General features: G+C 71.8%; 16 protein-coding genes. 10 read left to right on the top strand and 6 right to left on the bottom strand.

All coding sequences use genetic code 11. The features are described 5' to 3' along the window. Positions 1-152: 152 nt before the first annotated feature. The 6 genes from JKV81_RS22665 to JKV81_RS22690 are packed head-to-tail and all read left to right on the top strand — an operon-like array spanning position 153 to position 6,210. Positions 153-1,514: an MFS transporter gene (locus tag JKV81_RS22665; RefSeq protein WP_202077487.1), complete on the top strand. Its 1,362-nt coding sequence runs from the start codon at positions 153-155 to the stop codon at positions 1,512-1,514. Beyond that, on the top strand, positions 1,514-3,250 hold the full coding sequence (locus JKV81_RS22670) for a dihydroxyacetone kinase family protein (protein WP_202077489.1): 1,737 nt from the start codon (positions 1,514-1,516) through the stop codon (positions 3,248-3,250). Before JKV81_RS22665 ends, JKV81_RS22670 begins: the two co-directional genes overlap by 1 nt. After that, on the top strand, positions 3,250-3,765 hold the full coding sequence (locus JKV81_RS22675) for a ribose-5-phosphate isomerase (RefSeq protein ID WP_202077491.1): 516 nt from the start codon (positions 3,250-3,252) through the stop codon (positions 3,763-3,765). The genes JKV81_RS22670 and JKV81_RS22675 overlap by 1 nt, the downstream gene beginning before the upstream one ends. Next, the gene (locus tag JKV81_RS22680; protein ID WP_202077493.1) at positions 3,765-4,559 is read left to right on the top strand and encodes a triose-phosphate isomerase family protein; all 795 of its coding nucleotides are present in this window, start codon (positions 3,765-3,767) and stop codon (positions 4,557-4,559) included. Before JKV81_RS22675 ends, JKV81_RS22680 begins: the two co-directional genes overlap by 1 nt. Then, a complete protein-coding gene (locus JKV81_RS22685) occupies positions 4,547-5,341 on the top strand; it encodes a sugar phosphate isomerase/epimerase family protein (protein WP_129264086.1) in 795 nt (264 codons plus the stop codon). Before JKV81_RS22680 ends, JKV81_RS22685 begins: the two co-directional genes overlap by 13 nt. Next, on the top strand, positions 5,341-6,210 hold the full coding sequence (locus JKV81_RS22690) for a phosphogluconate dehydrogenase C-terminal domain-containing protein (RefSeq protein WP_202077495.1): 870 nt from the start codon (positions 5,341-5,343) through the stop codon (positions 6,208-6,210). Before JKV81_RS22685 ends, JKV81_RS22690 begins: the two co-directional genes overlap by 1 nt. A gap of 134 nt (positions 6,211-6,344) precedes the next feature. On the opposite strand, the gene JKV81_RS22695 is transcribed toward JKV81_RS22690, so the two are convergent. Then, entirely contained in the window at positions 6,345-6,974 is a 630-nt protein-coding gene (locus JKV81_RS22695; RefSeq protein WP_129264090.1) for a TetR/AcrR family transcriptional regulator C-terminal domain-containing protein, read from the bottom strand. A gap of 91 nt (positions 6,975-7,065) precedes the next feature. Here JKV81_RS22695 and JKV81_RS22700 point away from each other — a divergent pair, with 91 nt between their 5' ends. Next, positions 7,066-8,526 carry an FAD-dependent monooxygenase gene (locus tag JKV81_RS22700; RefSeq protein WP_202077497.1) on the top strand — a complete coding sequence of 487 codons (1,461 nt, stop codon included), beginning with the start codon at positions 7,066-7,068 and terminating at the stop codon, positions 8,524-8,526. Positions 8,527-8,543: 17 nt separating this feature from the next. On the opposite strand, the gene JKV81_RS22705 is transcribed toward JKV81_RS22700, so the two are convergent. Then, complete coding sequence (locus tag JKV81_RS22705; RefSeq protein ID WP_307820591.1) at positions 8,544-9,662, bottom strand: serine hydrolase domain-containing protein; 1,119 nt, start codon at positions 9,660-9,662, stop codon at positions 8,544-8,546. A 136-nt stretch (positions 9,663-9,798) separates the two neighbouring features. Between JKV81_RS22705 and JKV81_RS22710 the strand changes: the two genes are divergently transcribed. Together JKV81_RS22710 and JKV81_RS22715 are read left to right on the top strand one after the other, a co-directional pair. Continuing rightward, the gene (locus JKV81_RS22710; RefSeq protein WP_202077501.1) at positions 9,799-10,458 is read left to right on the top strand and encodes a TetR/AcrR family transcriptional regulator; all 660 of its coding nucleotides are present in this window, start codon (positions 9,799-9,801) and stop codon (positions 10,456-10,458) included. 164 nt (positions 10,459-10,622) lie between these two features. Next, a complete protein-coding gene (locus tag JKV81_RS22715; RefSeq protein ID WP_202077503.1) occupies positions 10,623-11,789 on the top strand; it encodes a hypothetical protein in 1,167 nt (388 codons plus the stop codon). Between the two features lie 64 nt (positions 11,790-11,853). Here JKV81_RS22715 and JKV81_RS22720 read toward each other — a convergent pair whose 3' ends face one another. Beyond that, positions 11,854-13,338, bottom strand: a complete 1,485-nt coding sequence (locus JKV81_RS22720; protein ID WP_202077505.1) for a peptidoglycan D,D-transpeptidase FtsI family protein — start codon at positions 13,336-13,338, stop codon at positions 11,854-11,856. 136 nt (positions 13,339-13,474) lie between these two features. Continuing rightward, positions 13,475-14,320, bottom strand: a complete 846-nt coding sequence (locus tag JKV81_RS22725; RefSeq protein WP_129264100.1) for an LLM class F420-dependent oxidoreductase — start codon at positions 14,318-14,320, stop codon at positions 13,475-13,477. 178 nt (positions 14,321-14,498) lie between these two features. On the opposite strand from JKV81_RS22725, the gene JKV81_RS22730 reads away from it, so the two are divergent. Then, positions 14,499-15,257 (top strand): siderophore-interacting protein, encoded by a 759-nt coding sequence (locus JKV81_RS22730; protein WP_202077507.1) that lies wholly within the window; start codon positions 14,499-14,501, stop codon positions 15,255-15,257. 10 nt (positions 15,258-15,267) lie between these two features. On the opposite strand, the gene JKV81_RS22735 is transcribed toward JKV81_RS22730, so the two are convergent. Both JKV81_RS22735 and JKV81_RS22740 read right to left on the bottom strand, forming a co-directional pair. After that, complete coding sequence (locus JKV81_RS22735; RefSeq protein WP_129264104.1) at positions 15,268-16,836, bottom strand: APC family permease; 1,569 nt, start codon at positions 16,834-16,836, stop codon at positions 15,268-15,270. 229 nt (positions 16,837-17,065) lie between these two features. Continuing rightward, positions 17,066-18,988: an AMP-dependent synthetase/ligase gene (locus JKV81_RS22740; RefSeq protein WP_202077509.1), complete on the bottom strand. Its 1,923-nt coding sequence runs from the start codon at positions 18,986-18,988 to the stop codon at positions 17,066-17,068. Positions 18,989-19,121: the final 133 nt, after the last annotated feature.

Raw genomic sequence — 19,121 nt, forward strand, 5'->3', positions numbered from 1 at the left:
CTACGTCACTTTGGTAAATTGGTGACCAATTTAGGATCCAGGGCTAGCTTGGAGTTGTTCACCGGCCGGAAACACGACCTTCCACGGTTCGCCTTCGCCTGCCGGAGCAGACACGGAACCCGGACAGAGCGGTCCGCGAGCGAGGAGTCTCCATGGGCGCCACCGCGCATTCAGTGATCGAGAGATCAGCGATCAGGAAGGTCTCGGTCCGGCTCGTCCCCTTCGTGGCCCTGATGTTCTTCGTGAACTATCTGGACCGCACGGCCGTCTCCTTCGCGGAGCCCAACGGCATGGGGCAGGACCTCGCCCTCACGGCGGCGCAGTTCGGCTTCGCCTCGGGCGTCTTCTTCATCGGCTACATCATTCTCGAAGTGCCCAGCAACATGGCGCTGCACAAGTTCGGCGCCCGGCGCTGGCTGGCCAGGATCATGGTGAGCTGGGGCGTCGTCGCGCTCCTCTTCACCTGGGTGCAGAACAGCGAGCAGCTGTACACGCTCCGCTTCCTGCTCGGTGTCGCCGAGGCGGGCTTCTTCCCCGGCGCGATCCTCTTCCTCAGCCAGTGGGTGCCCTCCCGGCACCGTACGAAGGTCCTCGGCCTCTTCTACCTGGCGCAGCCGCTGACCACCGTGATCGGCGCCCCGCTGGCCGGCTGGTTCATCAACCAGCACGGGCTCTTCGGCCTCGAGGGCTGGCGCGTGATGTTCCTCGGGGTGTCCATCCCGGCGATCCTGCTGGGCGTCGTCGCCTGGTTCTACCTGATCGACAAGCCGGCCGACGCGAAGTGGCTGACCCCCGAGGAGCGGGACTGGCTGACCGAGGAGCTGGCCGCCGAGAACGCGGGGAAGGCCGGCGCCGACGAGAAGACCGGCCACGGCAAGGCCGCGCTGAAGGCCGCCTTCACCAACAGCCGTGTCTGGACGCTCGCCCTCATCTACTTCGGCTTCATCTACGGCCTGTACGCCCTGGCGTTCTTCCTGCCGACGATCATCAACGGCTTCCAGGAGCAGTTCGGCACGACGTTCAGCGTGATGGACAAGGCCCTGATCACGGCCATCCCGTATCTGCCGGCCGCGATCGTCCTCTTCTTCTGGTCCCGCCACGCCACCCGGCACGGCGTCCGCACCTGGCACATCGCGGGGCCGGCCGTCGTCGGCGGGATCTCCATCCCGGTCGCCCTCTACATGGGGTCGCCGGCCGCCACGGTCGCCGTCATCACCGTCACCGCCTGTGCGATCTTCGCCGCACTGCCGGTCTTCTGGTCCGTCCCCTCGCAGTTCCTGACCGGCGCGACAGCCGCCGCCGGTATCGCCCTGATCAACACGGCGGGCAACGTGGCCGGCTTCGCCGCCGGTTACGTCACCGGCTGGCTGAAGGACTTCAGCGGTGCCTACTACCTGCCGCTGTTCCTCGTCGGGGCCTTCATGCTCATGTCCGCCGCGCTGATGCTGTGGCTCGCCGACCGGTCGAACAGCCGGGGCGCGGACCACGGCCGGCCCCTCGCAGAGGTCCGCTGATGACCCGCCTGTCCAACGACCCCGCCGCCTTCGCCGACGAAGCGCTCGAAGGCTTCGCCGCCGCCCACCCCCGCAGGGTCCGCCAGGTCCCCGGCGGTGTGGTCCGGGCCACCCGCACCACCCCCGGCCAGGTCGCCGTGGTCGTCGGCGGGGGCTCCGGCCACTACCCGGCCTTCTCCGGGCTGGTCGGCCAGGGCCTCGCCCACGGCGCGGCGGTCGGCAACGTCTTCGCCTCGCCCTCCGCCCACCAGGTGCGCCAGGTGGCGCGGGCCGCCGAGACCGGTGGCGGTGTCCTCCTCGCGTACGGGAACTACGCCGGCGACGTCCTGCACTTCGGGCAGGCGGCCTCCCTGCTGGCCGCCGAGGGCATACCCACCCGCACGCTCGGTGTCACGGACGACATGTCCAGCGCCTCACCCGACGAGGCCCACAAGCGCCGTGGTGTCGCCGGTGACCTGGTCGTCTTCAAGACGGCCGCGGCGGCGGCCGAGACCGGGCAGCCGCTGGACGAGGTGACCAGGATCGCCGAGCTGGCGAACGTCCGTACGCGCTCCTTCGGCGTCGCGTTCTCCGGCTGCACCCTGCCGGGCGCCGACCACCCCCTGTTCAGCGTCCCCGAGGGCCGGATGGCCGTCGGTCTGGGCATCCACGGTGAGCCCGGCATGGGCGAACGGCCCGTACCGACCGCCGACGAGGCGGCCGAACTCCTGGTCGCCACCGTCCTCGGCGAGCTTCCCGAAGGGGTGGTCTCCCCGCGCGGACAGCGGGCCGCGGTGATCCTCAACGGCCTCGGCTCGGTGAAGTACGAGGAGCTGTTCGTCGTCTACCGCCGGGTCGCCCAACTGCTCGCCGAGGCCGGGGTGGAGGCCGTCGACCCCGAGGTCGGCGAGCTGGTCACCAGTTTCGACATGGCGGGCGTCTCGCTCACCCTGTGCTGGCTCACCGACGAGCTGGAGCCGCTGTGGACGGCCCCCGCCGACGCCCCCGCGTACCGCAAGGGCACGGTGGAGGCGGCCGACCTGTTCGTGCCGGACCCGTCGGCGGAGGCCGCCGAGGAGACCGCCCCGCCCGCCACCGACGAATCCCGTGCGGCGGCCCGCACGGTCCTCGCCGCCCTGCGCGTCCTCAAGGACACCGTCGATGTCCACGCCGAGGAGCTGGGCCGGATCGACGCGGTCGCCGGGGACGGCGACCACGGCATCGGCATGCAGCGGGGCTCCACCGGGGCGTACGAGGCCGCGGTCCGCGCCGAGACGCTCGGCGCCGGTGCAGAAACGCTTCTGCACCGGGCCGCCGACGCCTGGGCCGACCGGGCCGGCGGCACGTCGGGCGCCCTGTGGGGCGTCATGCTCCGCGCGGTCGGCACCGCCCTCGGCGACACGGAGCGGCCCACCGCCCCGGCGGTCGCCGCAGGGGTCGCCCAGGCCGCGGCGGACGTGAGGGAGCTGGGGAAGGCGGAGGTCGGCGACAAGACGATGGTCGACGTCCTCGTCCCGTTCTCGTACGCCCTCATGTCCGCCACCGAGGCGGGCCAGCCCCTGGCCACCGCCTGGGACACGGCGGCGCACTCCGCGTCCGCCGCCGCCGAGGCCACCGCGGACCTGCTCCCCCGGATGGGCCGCGCCCGCCCGCACGCGGAGAAGAGCCTCGGCACCCCGGACGCCGGAGCCCACTCGCTCGCCCTGATCGTCCGTGCGGTGCACGGCGTGTTCGTACCCACCCTGGAGAACCACTGATGTCCGAGAAGCGGTCCGAGAAGCCGTCCCAGAAGCTCCGCGTCGTCGTCGGCTCCGACGACGCCGGCCACGCGTACAAGGAAGCCCTCAAGCAGGACCTGGAGGCCAGCGGCCTCGTCGCCGCCGTCACCGATGTGGGGGTCGACGCGGACGGGCACACGGCCTACCCGAAGGTCGCCATCGCCGCCGCCGAGATGGTCGCCCGCGGCGAGGCCGACCGCGCCCTGCTGGTCTGCGGCACGGGCCTCGGGATGGCCATCGCCGCGAACAAGGTCAAGGGGATCCGGGCCGTCACCGCCCATGACTCCTTCTCCGTCGAGCGCGCGGTCCTCTCCAACAACGCCCAGGTCCTCACCTTCGGCCAGCGCGTCGTCGGCCTGGAGCTGGCCCGCCGGCTGGCCGCCGAGTGGCTGACGTACCGCTTCGACGAGGCGTCGGCGTCCGCGGCCAAGGTCGCGCTGATGGACGACTACGAGAACCAGAACGACGCGAACCAGCAGGAAGCCGCAGCCTGATGCCCGCGCAGAACCGCCCCCGGGTCACCGTCGGGGTGAGCCTGAAGATGTACTTCGGCCACCACGAGACCCTCAACTGGGCCCGCGGCATCGCGGATCTGGCCGCCCGGCACCCGGCCGTCACCGGCGGCACCGCCGAGCTGTTCGTGCTGCCCGCGTTCCCCGCGCTCGTCCCGGTGACCGGCATCCTCGCCGGTACGGAGGTGCGGACCGGGGCGCAGGACCTGGCGACCGAGGACTCCGGTCCGTACACCGGCGAGGTCAGCGGCGCGCACCTGCACGAGATCGGTGCCCGTTACGCCGAGGTCGGCCACGCCGAGCGCCGCCGGCTCTTCGGCGAGGGCGACACGGTCGTCGCCGCCAAGACGGCCGCCGCCCTGCGCAACGGGCTGACCCCCGTGCTCTGTGTCGGCGAGCTCGACCGGGTGGCGCCTGCCGAGGCCGCCGCCCGTACGGTCGCCGAGGCGGAACGCGTCCTGGCCACGGCGGCCCACGAAGGCCCCCTCGGCCCGGTCGTCCTCGCCTACGAACCGCAGTGGGCCATCGGCGCCCCGCGCCCCGCCTCGCCCGCCCACATCCGGGCGGTCTGCGAGGCCCTGACGGGCTGGCTCGCCACCCGGCCGGCCCTCTCCGGCAGCCGCGTGATCTACGGCGGCAGCGCGGGCCCCGGCCTGCTGACCGAGCTGGGCGCGAGCGTCGACGGACTGTTCCTCGGCCGCTTCGCCCACGACCCGGCAGCGGTGGAACGCGTCCTCGACGAGGCGCGGGAAGGGGCCGCCGCGTGTACGGCCTGAGCACCTACGCCTTCTTCTGGCGCATCTCCGACCGGGCCCCGCGCCCCCTCACGCTCGACGAGATGCTGGCGCGGACCCGGGAGATGGGCGGCGAGGTCTTCCAGATCTGCGACTACCCGCTCATCGAGACGTACGACGACGGCCGGCTCGACGCCCTGCGCGCCACGGCGGCCGGACACGGCATCACGCTGGAGCTGGGCACCCGGGGCGTACGCACGGAGCACCTGGCCGCCTACCTGCGCATCGCGCGGCGTCTGGGCGTGACGCTGGTCCGCTCGATGCTGAACACGGCGGACCACCGGCCGTCCGTCGCGGAGGCCACGGCGCTCCTGCGCGACACCGTCCCCGCGTACGCGGCGGCGGGTGTCACGCTCGGCCTGGAGACCTACGAACAGGTCTCCACCGACGACCTACTGGCCGTCGTACGCGGTGTGGACAGCCCGCACCTCGGCGTGGTCCTGGACCCGGGCAACAGCGTCGCCCGGCTGGAGCGCCCGGTGGACGTCGTCGACGCCACCGCCCCCTACGTGGTGAACATCCACGTCAAGGACTTCTCGTTCTCCCGCCGTGACGGCTGGGTCGGCTTCACCTTCGCCGGCTGCCTTCTCGGCGAGGGCCTGCTCGACTACGACGACATGATCCGCAAGGTCGGTCCCGGCGAGCGTGGCATCAACCAGATCGTGGAGCACTGGCTCCCCTGGCAGGGCGGTTTCGAGGAGACCGCCCTCCTGGAGGACCGGTGGACCCGGCACAGCATCAACACCCTTCTGAGGAGCACGTAATGGCCACCGGGAACAAGACAGTCGCCGTCATCGGGGCCGCGGGCAAGATGGGGCAGCGCGTCTCGAACAACCTGGTCAGGAGCGACTTCACCACGCTCTTCTCCGAGAACTCGCCCAAGGGCCAGGAGCTGATCCGCGAACTCGGCCGCGAACTGACCGACAGCGCCGCGGCCGCCGCACAGGCCGACGTCGTGATCCTCGCCGTCCCGGACGTCGTCCTGGGCACGGTCTCCGAGCAGCTCGTCCCGGTCATGAAGCCCGGCGCGATCCTGCTGACCCTGGATCCGGCAGCCGCGTACGCCGGTCTGCTGACCCGCCGCGCGGACGTGCACAACGCGGTCGCGCACCCCTGCCACCCGTCGGTGTTCCTGGAGCGCACCACGAAGGAGGAGTGGGCGGACACCTTCGGCGGTATCGCGGCTCCGCAGGAGGTCGTCGCCTCCTTCGAGCCCGGTTCCGATTCCCCCGACCCGGCCGCCCAGGAGCTGGCCGAGGCCGTCATCTCCACCATGTACGCCCCGGTCGTCGAGGTGCACTGGGTGACCGTCAAGCAGCTCGCGGTCCTGGAGCCGACGCTCGTCGAGACGATCGCCTGCATGGTCGGCGCCCTGCTGACCGAGGCCCTCCACGAGACCGTCCACACGGTGGGTGTCCCGGAGAAGGCGGCCCGCGCCATGCTGCTCGGCCACACCCAGGTCGCGCTGGCCAACACCCTCAAGGGGTCGAACCCGTTCTCCGACGCGTGCCTGATCGCGATGGACTACGGCCGCGAGTCGATCGTCCGCGACGACTGGAAGAACGTCTTCGAGGACGACGAGCTCGACAAGGTCATCACGCGGATGCTCAAGATCAAGGAGATCAGGCGCTGACCCGGTCCTGACCACCGGCACAGCCGCTCGGGTCTCCCGCGGGACGGGCCGGGTTCTCCATCAGGGGTGGAGAGCCCGGCCCTTCGCATGCCCGGCCTTTCGCATGCCCGGCCCTTTGCATGCCCGGCCGTCCCTCACGGGCCGAGGATGCGGGAGATCCCGTAGTCGAAGCGCTCGTCGAAGGAGGTGTCCTCGAAGTGCTCGGCGGCCCGGGAGAGTGACGGGTAGTCCCCCGCCCCCAGCCGCCGGGCGAACGCCGGGCCCCGCGCGTCCGGCAGCGCCTGCTCCTCCTGGGCCAGCCCGAGGGTGAAGTAGACCAGGGCCCAGCACGTCCAGACCGCCTCGCGCTCCGGCAGCCCGCCGGCCAGCAGCGCCTCGACCAGCAGCTCGGCGAAGCGGAGGGTGGCGGGCTCGGCGGCGTACGTGCCGGCCACGATCCTGGCCCCGTCGCGGTGGGCGAGCAGGGCGCGGCGGTAGCGGTGGAACAGCTCGCGGACGCGTGGCTCCCACGGCTCGGGCAGCCCGTCCACCGGGACCTCGGCCAGGATCGCGTCGGCCATCAGCTCCAGCAGGCGCGCCTTGGTCTTGGCGTGCCAGAGCACGGTGTTCATCCGTACGCCGAGACGGTCGGCGATGCCCCGGATCGAGAGCCCGTCCGCGCCCTTCTCGTCCAGCAGCTCCAGCCCCGCGCGCACCACGGCGTCGGGGCCGAGCCGCGTCTGTCCCGGCGCGGACGCCTCCGCCCGCACTTGCTTCTTGGTCACCGACCTAGTCTACTGAACCCCACCGCTCTTGGTCACCGACCAAGAGATGTCGGCCAAGAGATGTCGGCCAAGAGTCAGAGGAGCAGCGTTCATGGAACACGTCGTCATCGCGGGAGGCGGGCCGACCGGCCTGTGGCTGGCCGCCGAGCTGCGTCTGGCCGGGACCCCCGTCACCGTCCTGGAGGTGCGCGAGGAGCGCGACCCCCACTCGAAGGCCCTCACCCTGCACCCCCGCACGCTGGAGATCCTGGCCTTCCGGGGCATGGCGGAGCCCTTCCTCGCCGAGGGGAGGCGCATCCCCAGCGGTCACTTCGGCGGGCTGGACGAGCGGATGGACTTCGGTGCCCTCGACACCCCGTACCCCTTCACGCTCGCCCTGCCCCAGGTCCGTACCGAGGAGCTGCTGGAGGCGCACGCGGTGGCGTCGGGCGCCGACCTGCGGCGCGGGCACCGGGTCACCGGTCTCGTCCAGGACGAGGACGGGGTGACCGTGGAAGCGGCCGGCCCCGAGGGCCCGTACACCCTGCGCGCCGCGTACCTCGTCGGCTGCGACGGCACCCGGAGCACCGTGCGCGAGGCCGCCGGCATCGCGTTCCCCGGCACCGACGCCACGACCTGGGGCTGGCTCGGCGATGTCGTCCTGGACGCCCCGCCCGAGGGCGCGGTGTACGCCGCGTCGGGCCCGGCGGGCGGTGTCATGGTCGTCCCGATGCCGGGCGGCGTGCACCGGATCGTCGGCGGCGACCCCGACAGCAACGGCGCCGACCACCCCGGCGAGCTGACCCTCGACGCGCTGCGCGCCAAGGTGACCCGGATCGCCAGCACCGACTTCGGCATGCGCGACCCGAGCTGGCTCTCCCGCTTCGGCAACGCCACCCGGCAGGCCGCCGCGTACCGCAAGGGCCGTGTCCTGCTCGCGGGTGACGCCGCGCACATGCACTACCCCGCCGGTGGCGTCGGCCTCAACGTCAGCTTCCAGGACGCCACCAACCTCGGCTGGAAGCTGGCCCGGGCGGTGGCGGGTACGGCCCCCGGGGGACTCCTGGACAGCTATCACGACGAACGCCACCCGGTCGGCGCCGACCTGCTGCTCAGCACCCGGGCCCAGACGGCGCTGATGAACGCCCACGCGGCGGAGGGCCAGGACCTGCGCACCCTGCTCGGCCAACTCATCGCCACCGTGCCCGAGTTCTCCCGCAGCCTGGCCGAACGCCTCTCCGGGCTGGCCGTCACCTACGCGCCCCCGGCTCCCCTCCACCCCCTGACCGGCGACCGCGCTCCCGACCTCCGGCTCACGGACGGAAGCACCCTCTTCACCCTGCTCCGCTCCGGCCGCCATGTCCTCCTGCACTTCACCGGTACCCAGGCACCGTCTCCCGCCCCGCACCTCGTCACGCACGCCGTGTCCGAGCCCGACCCGCGCCCCGCCTGGTCGACCGTGCGTGCCGCGCTCGTCCGCCCCGACGGGCATGTCGCCTGGGCGAGCGAGCAGCGCGAGGCCGAGGCCCTGCGGGCCGAGGCGCACGCGGCGGTGTCCGCCACCCACCGCTGACCCACGGCTCGGTCCGGTCAGCCGTACAGCGCCACGCGGTAGAGGTCCGCGAGCGCGCCGTCGAGGGGATGGGGCTGCGGACGGCCCGAGGAATCGAGCCTGTTCCACCTCTGCAAGTTCACCGCGACGGCCATCTGCCGCTCGCCGCCCTCGGAGGTCATGGCCAGCGTTCCACCGCCCCAGACCGTCCCGCCATGCCCCCAGAAGGCGCCCTGGCCGGGGCCCTCCATCGGGTGCAGGCCGAGGCCGTACTCGATGATCCGCCCCTCCTGGGAGACGACCGGGCCGGTGCGCCGCATCTGCTCCAGCGACGACGGGCCGACGATCTGCCCGGCGAGCAACAGGCGGTAGAAGCGGTTGAGGTCCGCGACGGTCGATATGAGCGAGGCCGTCGGCCCCACGAACGACATGTCGTAGACGCTGTAGTCGCGGGGCGGGTCGATCATGCCGAACCACGCCTCGTAGATCTTCGCGTGGGGCCCGTCGACCTGGGTGCCGGTGGGGAAGCCGGTGTCCCGGAGCCCGGCGCGCTCGATGACGTCCCGGGTGATGCACTGCTCGGCCGTGGTGCCGCTCACCCGCTCCAGCAGTTCACCGAGGAGCAGGTAGTTGGTGTTGGAGTACACCCCGGGAGTGCCGCCCGGGGTGCCGACGGCGGGTGCGGTGACCCCCATCCCGATCAGGTCGGCGGAGTGGAACCGGGTGAACCGGTGGTCGTCCAGGCTCTGGGGCCGGGTGTCCGCGACGACGGGGAACCCCTTGAGGGAGGGGTAGGCGTACGGGAGGTACTCGGCGAGGCCGCTGGTGTGGTCGAGCAGCATCCGCACCGTGATCGCCTCCCCTCTCTCCCCGGGAACCAGCTCGGGGAGGTAGCGGCCGACCGGCGCGTCGAGGTCGACCCGGCCGCTCTCGGCCTGCCGCAGGACCGCTGCCGCGGTGAAGGTCTTGGTGACGCTGCCGACGCGGTGCCTCAGGCCGGCGGTGACGGGACGGCCCGTGGCGACGTCGGCGACCCCGGCGGCGCCCCGCCAGACCTGGTCACCGTGGCGCACCTCGGCGAAGAGGCCCGGCATCCCGGCGTGGATGACGTTCTCGATGGCGGCGTTGAGCTCTGCGGTGTCCAGCGCGTTCCTCACGACATGCGTCCTCTCGTGTTGCACGGCCCACCGACGGCCCACTGCCAGGCCGCCCGGCGCTCTTGCACCCATTATGCACGCGGTGCGTGCAACACCAAGTGCATACGTTAGGCTGATGCCGACGCGAGGGGTGAACATGGCAGGCAGAAGGCGCTGGTCGACCGAGGAGATCCTGGACGCGGCCGCGGAGTTGCTGCGCACGAGCGACGCCGATTCGTTCAGCGTGCGCAAGCTCGCGGCGGTGCTCGGCACCGATTCCTCCAGCCTCTACCGGCACTTCCGCAGCAAGACGGAGCTGCTGCGCGCGGTCGCCGACCGGATCCTCCTGGAGGCCATGGACGGCTACCGTCCCGAGGGCGACTGGAAGCAGCGCATCACGGCCCTGGCGCTGAACCTGAGAGAGGCGTTCGGCCGGCACCCCCAGCTCGCAGCGACCTGGGGGCGCTACGCGTCGAGCGGCACCGGCTCCCGGCTGCTCATGGAAGAGGTCCTGCAGGCCCTGCGCTCGTCGGGGCTCCCCGACGACGAGATCCCGACGCGCTACCACCGGATCGCGGTCCTCATCGCGGCCCTGATCGCCTCCGAGGCCGGGATCAGCACCGTCACCCCCGAGGAGTACGAACAGGGCATGGAGCTCTTCCGGGTGGCGGTGCTGGGCGCCGACCCCGACCGCTTCCCGGCGCTGGCCCGTTTCGGCCGCGACATCCACCCTCTCGGCGCGGACCGCCCTGCCGCGTTCGAAGAGCTCCTGGCCGCACACCTGGACCGGATCGAGGCCGCGCTCCCCCGGGCGTGAATCCCGCGCGGGCGGCGGGAGCCGAAGAGGCACAACGCCCGCGTACGGACCGCGACTTCCGGGCGGCCGTGACCGCCACCGTGATCTCCATGTGATCGACAGCCCGTAATCTCCCTCCGATCAGGGGAATCGCGGGGTGCGATCACATGGGGGCGGGGCGGCACATGACATACAGACGCGCGGCGATACCGGCACTGGCCGGAGGACTGCTGCTCACGGCGCTGCTGTGGTGGGCGGGGGCGAGCGTGGACGCGCTGCACCTCCAGGGCGCGGCGAACACGCTCGGGGGCCGGCTGGTCGCCGACCTCCAGAGCTGGCTCTCGCCGTGGTCGTACGATCCCCCGGACTCCGTGCGGTTCGGCACCGGGGCGCTGGGGGACATCGGGGACCCGGCCTCGGCCGACCCCGGCCGCTATCTCTCGCTGCACCGGACGGGCATGCAGATCCGGTTCGCCGCGGTCTTCGCCTTCTTCGTGCCGGGCGCGCTGCTCCTGGTCCGCAGACTGCCTCCGGTGAACCGCCGGATGCCGGTGGCGCTGGCGGCGGTGTGGGCCTGGGGCATGGTGGCCGGCATGCTGGCGTCGGCCGTCTCCGCGCCGTGGCTGATCGCCTCGACCGGGCAGGGCAGTCACCGGTTCCTGCCGCAGCTGGCCGGCATGGCGTCCTCCGGGCAGCAGATCGTCGCGGTGGCCGCGCTCGTCGCGGCGGTGGTCACCGTGCTCGCCGCCCGGATCACCGCCAAGGGTGCGGGCCCGCTGCCGCTGGGGGCCGTTCCCGTACGGGCCGCCCGCCTGGCGGCGACCGCCGGGACCGCCGTGGTCGCGGTGTCCCTGGTGGTCCTCTCCTACCAGTCCGTGGCCGCGTCCATCCAGACGGTCTCCCTGTCCGGCCGGCTGCTCTCCGAGCCGGGCGACCTGCTGCGCGCATGGCTGCTGCTCGGCGGCTGGAACGCGCCGACGGACGGCTTCCTCGGCCACTGGCTCCTGTACCGCCTCGCCGACGCGCTGCTGCTCGCCGTCGTGTGGTGGGCCCTGCGGCTGCTGCCCGTCCTGCTGACCCGGGCCACCGTGCCGGCGATGGCGGTCGGCGGGGTCTGCGCGACCGTCGTCGGACTCCTGGCCTCCCAGCTGTTCCAGTTCGCGGTGACCGGAGCCGACGCGGGCCTGCGGTGGGGCTGGCAGTACCTCACCGGTGCCCTGGGCGGCCACGTCCCGGCGGCCCTGACCTGGGGCCTGCTGGCGGGCCTCACCACCGTCGTGACCCTGCGCCTGGCCGGAGGCCGCGCGGAGAGCACCGGGCCCGCGCCGGCGGAGATCACCGCCCCGGCGTGACGCACCACGGCCCCCGCCCGGCGATTCGCCCCGGGCGGGGGCCGTGCTGCGTCCGGAGCCCGGCCTACTTGCCGAGCACCGCCTTCATGACTTCCCTGGCGATCGGGCCGCCCAGGCCACCACCCGAGATGTCCGAGCGGGAGATGTCCATGGCCGTCGGGTCGATGAACACCGCGACCGCCACCGACCGGCCGTCGGCCTTCTTGCCGTACGAGACGAACCAGCCGTACGGGACTTCCTTGCTCACGTCGTTGCCGCGCTGAGCCGTACCCGTCTTGCCGCCCACCGTCACACCGTCGATCAGGGCGCGCTTCGCGCTGCCCTCCCTGGCGGTGAACTCCATCATCTCCTGGACCTTCTTCGCCGTCTCCTCCGAGACGGCCTGGCTCTTGAGCTGCGGCTCGTGCTTCTCCAGGGTCGACAGGTCCGGGCCCCTCAGCTCGTCGACGATGTACGGCTGCATCAGCTTGCCGTCGTTGGCGAGGGCTGCGGTGACCATCGCCATCTGCATCGGGGTGCTCGTGAGGCTGCCCTGGCCCATGCCGGTGAGGGCGGTGCCGGGCTTGTCGAGCTCCTGGGGGTAGAGGCTCTTGGTGGCGAGCATGTCGCCGAACGCCTCCGAGTAGACGTCCTCGTTGAAGCCGAACTTCTCGGCCGTCTCCCGCATCCCCTTGTCGCCCACCTTCAGGGCGGCGTCCAGGAAGACGTTGTTGCAGGAGTACTGCATGGCCGTCTTCATCGACGCCTTGCTGCACGTCGCGTCGCCGGCCTCGCTGCTGATCGTGCTGGACGACTGCGGCAGCTGGTAGGGGGAGATCGCGTCGGTGTGGGCGTCGACGTCCGTGACGACACCGTGCTCCAGCGCCGCGGCGGCCGTGAGGATCTTGAAGGTGGAACCGGGCGGGAAGGTCTCGCGCAGCGGGCGGTTGGCCAGCGGCTTGCCCTTCTCGTCGACCAGCGCCTGGAACTTGTCGCCCTCCTTGAAGGAGTTGCCGGCGAAGACCGAGGGGTCGTACGAGGGCGTCGAGACCAGGGCGAGGACCTTGCCCGTCGTCGGTTCGAGGGCGACGACCGCACCCCGCGCGTCGAGGTCGGTCAGGCCCTTGTACCCCGCCTCCTGCGCCTTCGGGTCGATCGTGGTGATCACATCGCCGCCGCGCCGCTCCTCACCGGTGAGGATGCCCTTGGCGTTCTGGAAGGCGAAGCGCTCGTCCTGACCGCTGAGGACGCTGTCGTACGTCTTCTCCAGGAGGGACATGCCCTGCGCCTGGGAGGCGTACCCGGTGACGGGCGCGTACATCGGGCCCTGCTTGAAGGTGCGCTGGTACTTGAAGTCGGTCCCCTCGACCTCCTTCGACCCCGTGATCGCCTTGCCGCCCACGATGATGTCACCGCGCGGGGTGGCGAACTGGGTTATCTTCACCCGCCGGTTGTGCTCATGGGTGGCCAGCTCCTGGCTCTTGGCGTACTGGAGCCAGTTGGTCCGGATCAGCAGGGCCAGCATCAGCAGCCCACAGAAGACGGCTATGTGCCGCAACGGCCTGTTCATCGTGCTCCCGCTCCCAGGCAGCCGAGCACACACGCACACGGGCCGCACCATCGATGTCCGGAGGTGATAGATGCGATTTTAGCGTTGATGGTTGCATCGAAGGATCACCTCCGGCGGGTGACCGGACACGGTTCCCTCACAAAAACGCGGCGTACGCGTCCAGCGCGCGCAGCACCTCCGCCTCACCGGCCGGGGGCAGTTGCGCGACGACTTCCTCGATGCCCAGCTCCGCGAAGTGCGCCAGCTTCCCCGGGGAGGGCTGGACGGCGTACGGCACCACATGGAGCTGCTCCGGGTCGCGGCCCGCCTCCTCCCAGGCGGCACGCAGCTTCGGCACGGACTCCGAGAGGCCCCGCCCGCCGATCGGGAGCCAGCCGTCCGCCTCACGCGCGATCCGCGCGAACAGCTTCGGCCCCGCCGCCCCGCCGATCAGGGTGCGCGGGCCGATCACCGGGCCGCGCGGCCGCTGCACCGGCTTCGGGTAGGCGTGGCTCGCCCGGACGGAGGCGAACTCACCGTCGTACGCTGTCGGTTCGTCGGCCCACAGGGCGCGCATCAGCGCCAGCCGCTCACTGCCCAGCGCGCGCCGGGTCGACCACTCCACCCCGTGGTCGGCGGCCTCCTCCACATTCCAGCCGTAGCCGATGCCGAGCGTGAACCGGCCGCCGGAGAGGTGGTCGAGCGTGGCGGCCTGCTTCGCCAGGTCGATGGGGTCGTGCTGGGCGATCAGCGTGATGCCGGTGCCGAGGGCCAGCCGCTCGGTGACGGCGGCGGCCTGCCCCAGGGCGACGAACGGGTCGAGGGTGCGGCCGTACTCGTCCGGCAGCTCACCGCCCGCCGGGTACGGGGACTCCCGGCTCACGGGGATGTGGGTGTGCTCGGGCAGATACAGCCCGGCGAACCCCCGCTGCTCCAGCTCCCGCGCGAGCCTGACCGGTGTGATCGTCCGGTCGGTGAGGAAGATCGTTGTGGCGATCCGCATGCGAGGCACCTCCGTCGTCGTCCGTGAGGGCCCACGGTATGCGGTGGACCGCGCCACCGGGCCCACTCACCGGCGACCGTCGCACGTTTCCGCCGTAACTCCCTTGCTGCACCACCCGGAAGGCAAAAGTTAGGTTAGCCTAAGTTTCATTCCACTCCGGAGCACACGGGAGGCCTTCATGGGTCACGGCTGGGAGGGCGTCGTCCTCAAGCTCTTCCGGGGGCGGGACTTCACGTTCACCGTCACCGGAGCGGAACAGGTCACCGAGGACTTCCGGCGGGTGACGGTCACCGACGACGGCCTGCTCGCGGCCACGGGCGGCGCGCATCCGACCATGTGGGTCAGGCTCTGGTTCGAGCGGGACGGCAAGCCGCACCAGCGGGGCTACACCCTGGTCGACCCCGACCCGGACACCGGGACCTTCGCCCTGGAATTCGCCCTCCACGACGGGACCGCGAGCGACTGGGCCCGCACCGCGCGGCCGGGCGACACGATCGACGCGACGCTCCAGGGCACCCGCTTCACCCTGCCCGAACCACGGCCCGCACGGCTCTTCCTGGTGGGGGACGCGGCGTCGCTGCCCGCGGTCAACTCGCTGCTGGACGCACTCCCCGGCACCCCGGCGACGATCTGGTACGAGACCGCGGACGCCGCGCCGGCCTCAGGCCCGTCGCACGCCCCGGACGGGAAGCCGCCGTTCCGGCTGGACGCGGACCACCACACCCTGCACACCGTCCCGCGCCGGGACGCGGGCGCGCACCTGGTCTCCGAGGTGAAGGCCGCCCTGCCCGGCCTGCTCGGCGAGGACGCCTCGGACGCGTACGTCTGGATCGCCTGCGACACGGCGACGACCCGGACCCTCGCCTCGTACGCCCGCAAGGAGCTGGCCGTCCCCAAGGAGCGGGTGAACGCGCTGGGTTACTGGCGCGCCGGCTGACCGGCGGTCCTCAGTCGTCCACCACGAACGCCGGGGTCTCCTTCGTCAGCACCTCACCGCGGAAGAACGCCGGGCCGCGGCGGCGCATGGCCTCCATCAGCACCACGCCGAGCAGCAGCAGCCCGACACCGATGACGAAGACGGAGCCGACGCCGAGGACGGACGACCCGGAGCCGTACGCCGGGTCCCACATGTCGTACAGGGTCTTGCCGAAGACCGCCGTGAGCAGGATGCCGCCCACCACGGGGAACAGGCCCTTGAAGACGAGGTCGCGGACGGACCGGGTGAGTTCCGCGCGGAAGTACCAGGCGCAGGCGAAGGCCGTCAGCGCGTAGTAGAAGCAGATCATCAGCCCGAGCGCGTAGATGGTGTCCACCAGGACGTGTTCGCTGACCAGGGTCATCACCGTGTAGAACACGCCGGTCGCGACGCCCGCGACGGCCGTGGCCCTTCCGGGCGTACGGAACTTCGGGTGGACCTTGGCGTAGGAGGCGGGCAGCGCCTCGTACGCGGCCATCGCCAGGACCGTGCGCGCCACCGGGATGAAGGTGGTCTGGAGGCTCGCGGCCGCGGAGGCCAGCACCGCCACGAAGAGCAGGATGCCGAGGCCGGGGCCCATGACCGGTCCCGCCAGTGCGGCGAAGACGTTGTCGGAGGTGTCCGGGTTGGCGAGGCCGAGCCCCGAGCCGCCGGTGCCGACGGCCATCTGGGCGGCGATGCCGGTGGCGAGGTAGGAGCCGACCAGCACCACCATCGCGATGAGGGCGGCGCGGCCGGGCGTCTTCTCGGCGCCGGTGGTCTCCTCGTTGGCGGTGAGACAGGTGTCCCAGCCCCAGAACATGAAGATCGAGAGGGACAGCCCGGCCGTGAAGGCGGCGAAGGACCGGACGGCGAACGGGTTCAGCCAGGACCAGGAGAAGTCCGTCGAGGTCGCGGCGAAGTCGCCGCTGCCCGCCTTCTGCACCGCCATCGCCACGAACACCGCGAGGACCACGAGCTGGAGGGCCACGAGGGTGTACTGGAGCCCCTTGGTGGCCGTCATCCCCCGGTAGCTGATCGCCGTCGCGACGGCGATCAGGAGGAGGCACGTGAGGATGTGGACCGGCTTGCTGTCGTCCAGGGAGGCGACCGCGTCGCTGCCGGAGAGCTCGCCGGCCAGCAGCCAGAAGTAGGAGGTGGCGACGCCCGCGAGGTTCGACAGGACGATGATCGTGGCGATCACCAGACCCCAGCCGCACATCCAGCCCAGCCGCGGCCCGAAGGCCTTCACCGTCCAGGTGAACGAGGTGCCGCAGTCCGGCACGGCCTTGTTGAGCTCCCGGTACGCGAAGGCGACCAGCAGCATCGGGAGGAACCCGGCCAGGAACACGGCGGGCATCTGCACGCCGACCTCACCGGCGGTGGAGCCGAGGGTCGAGGTCAGGCAGTACACCGGGGCGACGGTGGAGATGCCGAGGACGGCGCTGCCCATCAGGCCGACGGAGTTCCCGCCGAGCCCCTTCTCGCGTACGCCGCCGTCGGCCGGGGCGCTTCCCCGTGCCGTCTCTCCGGCCCGTGGCCGTGCGTCCAGCTGAGTCATGGGGAGGACGCTATGCGCTGCGGTTTCCATATCCGGAGGGTGAGACTCCGATGTCTCACCCTTGAATCACCACGGTCGTACGGCAGTTGGGTCAATGCATCGAAGGCATGAAGTGAACACAGCCTTGCAATCAATGCACCGGAATGTGGCCGGGAAGCGTACGGGAATCGCACCCCTGTCCACTTTGTGCGGGTTCAAAAATTTCCCGCCGCCCCTGGGCGGACCCTGATCACGGCTTGCGGTAGAGCTCCTCGATCTCCGCGTCGAAGTCCCGTGTGATCGCGTCCCGCTTGAGCTTCAGCGACGGGGTGAGGTGACCGCTCTCCTCGGTGAAGTCCTTGGGCAGGACGGTGAACTTCCGGATCGACTCGGCGCGCGAGACCAGCCGGTTGGCCTCGTCGACCGCGCGCTGGAGAGCGGTGCGCAGCTCCTCGTCGTGGACGAGGTCGCGCAGGGGGACGTCCTCCTTCTTCCGCATCCGGCGCCAGTGCGCGAGGCCGTCCGGCTCCAGGGTGATCAGGGCGCTGATGAACGACCGGTTGTCCCCCACGACCATGCACTGGCTGACCAGCGGGTGGGCGCGCAGCCAGTCCTCCAGCGGGGCCGGGGTGACGTTCTTGCCGCCGGACGTGATGATGATGTCCTTCTTGCGGCCGGTGATCGTGAGGTAGCCGTCCTCGTCCAGGGCGCCCAGGTCACCCGTCGGGAACCAGCCGTCCTCCAGATACGGGACGGCGGCGCCGCGCTCGGTGTCCCAGTAGCCCCCGAAGACCTGGCCCCCGCCGAGCAGCACCTCGCCGTCGTCCGCGATCCGCACGGCGGTGCCCGGCAGCGGCCAGCCCACCGTGCCGAGGCGGGGCTTGAGGGGCGGGGTGACCGTGGCGGCGGCCGTGGTCTCGGTCAGGCCGTAGCCCTCGAAGATCTGGATGCCGGCCCCCGCGTAGAAGGCCGCGAGCCTGCGCCCGAGCGGGGAGCCGCCGCAGATCGCGTACCGGACGCGGCCGCCCAGGGCCGCCCGGATGCGGCGGTAGACCAGCGGGTCGTAGAGGGCACGGGCGGCGCGGAGTCCCAGGCCGGGGCCGGGGCCCGTGCCGTGCTCGGAGGCCTCGACGGCCTCGCCGTAACGCCGAGCGATACGGGCGGCGCGGTCGAAGGAGGAGGCGCGGCCCATCTTCTCGGCGGTGGCCCGGCCGGTGTTGAAGACCTTCTCCAGGACGTACGGGATGGCCAGCAGGAACGTCGGCCTGAAGCCCGCCAGGTCCGCGAGCAGGTCCTCGGTCCGGATGGACGGCGCGTGTCCCAGCCGCACCCGGGCGCGCATGCAGCCGATGGCCACCATCCGGCCGAAGACATGGGAGAGCGGGAGGAAGAGGAGCGTGGAGGCGGGGTCCTTCGAGACCGACTTGAAGACCGGGTGGAGCAGCTCGATGGCGTTGTCGACCTCGGCGAAGAAGTTCCCGTGGGTCAGGACGCAGCCCTTGGGGCGGCCCGTGGTGCCGGAGGTGTAGATGAGGGTGGCGGGGCTGTCGGGTTCCAGGGCGCCGCGCCGCTCGGCGACCGCCGCGTCGGGTATGTCCTTGCCGGCCGCCTTCAGCCGGCCTATCGCCCCGGTGTCGAACTGCCACAGATGCGTGAGATCCCCGAGCTGCTGCCGCTCCTGGCTGACCAGCCGGCCCTGCTCCTTGGTCTCGACCGCGCAGGCGGCGGCTCCGGAGTCCTGGAGGATCCAGCGCGTCTGGAACGCCGACGAGGTGGGGTAGACGGGCACGGTGACCAGCCCGGCCGCCCAGGACGCGAAGTCGAGGAGCGTCCACTCGTAGGTCGTACGGGCCATGATCGCGATCCGGTCACCGGCCCGGAGGCCCTCCGCGATCAGCCCCTTCGCGACGGCCTGGACCTCGGCGGCGAACGCTGAGGCGGCCACGTCCTGCCAGCTGCCGTCGTCCTGCTTACGGCTGAGGACCGGCTCGGACGGGGCTTCCCGGGCGTTGTCGAAGGGGATCTCGGCGAGCGAGCCCCGCCGGACGGCCGGGGCGAACGGCGGCACGGAGACCTCCCGTACGGAACCGTCGGCCGCCCTGACCTTGGTCGGCTCGACCAGGACGGGAACGGTGGGCGCGGCGGATGCGGCGGCGGTGGCGGGCGTGGTCACGAGCGGCTCCTCGACATGGGGTCCGGCGCCGGGCCCCGTCCCTGGGGCTCCGGCGCCGAGGCGGCTGCTGGGTGCGCGGGTCGTTCACGTACTGCGGGTCGTTCACGTACAGCGGTGCGGCGGGCGCGGGTCG

Origin of the sequence: Streptomyces silvae, assembly GCF_016745505.1 — a bacterium.
Classification (GTDB): Bacteria; Actinomycetota; Actinomycetes; order Streptomycetales; family Streptomycetaceae; genus Streptomyces; species Streptomyces silvae.

What these genes read in the sequence shown, in the direction of transcription:
- JKV81_RS22665 (WP_202077487.1), top strand. Translation starts at nt 153, where the DNA reads ATGGGCGCCACCGCGCATTCAGTGATCGAGAGATCAGCGATCAGGAAG.
- JKV81_RS22670 (WP_202077489.1), top strand. Translation starts at nt 1,514, where the DNA reads ATGACCCGCCTGTCCAACGACCCCGCCGCCTTCGCCGACGAAGCGCTC.
- JKV81_RS22675 (WP_202077491.1), top strand. Translation starts at nt 3,250, where the DNA reads ATGTCCGAGAAGCGGTCCGAGAAGCCGTCCCAGAAGCTCCGCGTCGTC.
- JKV81_RS22680 (WP_202077493.1), top strand. Translation starts at nt 3,765, where the DNA reads ATGCCCGCGCAGAACCGCCCCCGGGTCACCGTCGGGGTGAGCCTGAAG.
- JKV81_RS22690 (WP_202077495.1), top strand. Translation starts at nt 5,341, where the DNA reads ATGGCCACCGGGAACAAGACAGTCGCCGTCATCGGGGCCGCGGGCAAG.
- JKV81_RS22700 (WP_202077497.1), top strand. Translation starts at nt 7,066, where the DNA reads ATGGAACACGTCGTCATCGCGGGAGGCGGGCCGACCGGCCTGTGGCTG.
- JKV81_RS22710 (WP_202077501.1), top strand. Translation starts at nt 9,799, where the DNA reads ATGGCAGGCAGAAGGCGCTGGTCGACCGAGGAGATCCTGGACGCGGCC.
- JKV81_RS22715 (WP_202077503.1), top strand. Translation starts at nt 10,623, where the DNA reads ATGACATACAGACGCGCGGCGATACCGGCACTGGCCGGAGGACTGCTG.
- JKV81_RS22720 (WP_202077505.1), bottom strand. Translation starts at nt 13,338, where the DNA reads ATGAACAGGCCGTTGCGGCACATAGCCGTCTTCTGTGGGCTGCTGATG.
- JKV81_RS22725 (WP_129264100.1), bottom strand. Translation starts at nt 14,320, where the DNA reads ATGCGGATCGCCACAACGATCTTCCTCACCGACCGGACGATCACACCG.
- JKV81_RS22730 (WP_202077507.1), top strand. Translation starts at nt 14,499, where the DNA reads ATGGGTCACGGCTGGGAGGGCGTCGTCCTCAAGCTCTTCCGGGGGCGG.
- JKV81_RS22735 (WP_129264104.1), bottom strand. Translation starts at nt 16,836, where the DNA reads ATGACTCAGCTGGACGCACGGCCACGGGCCGGAGAGACGGCACGGGGA.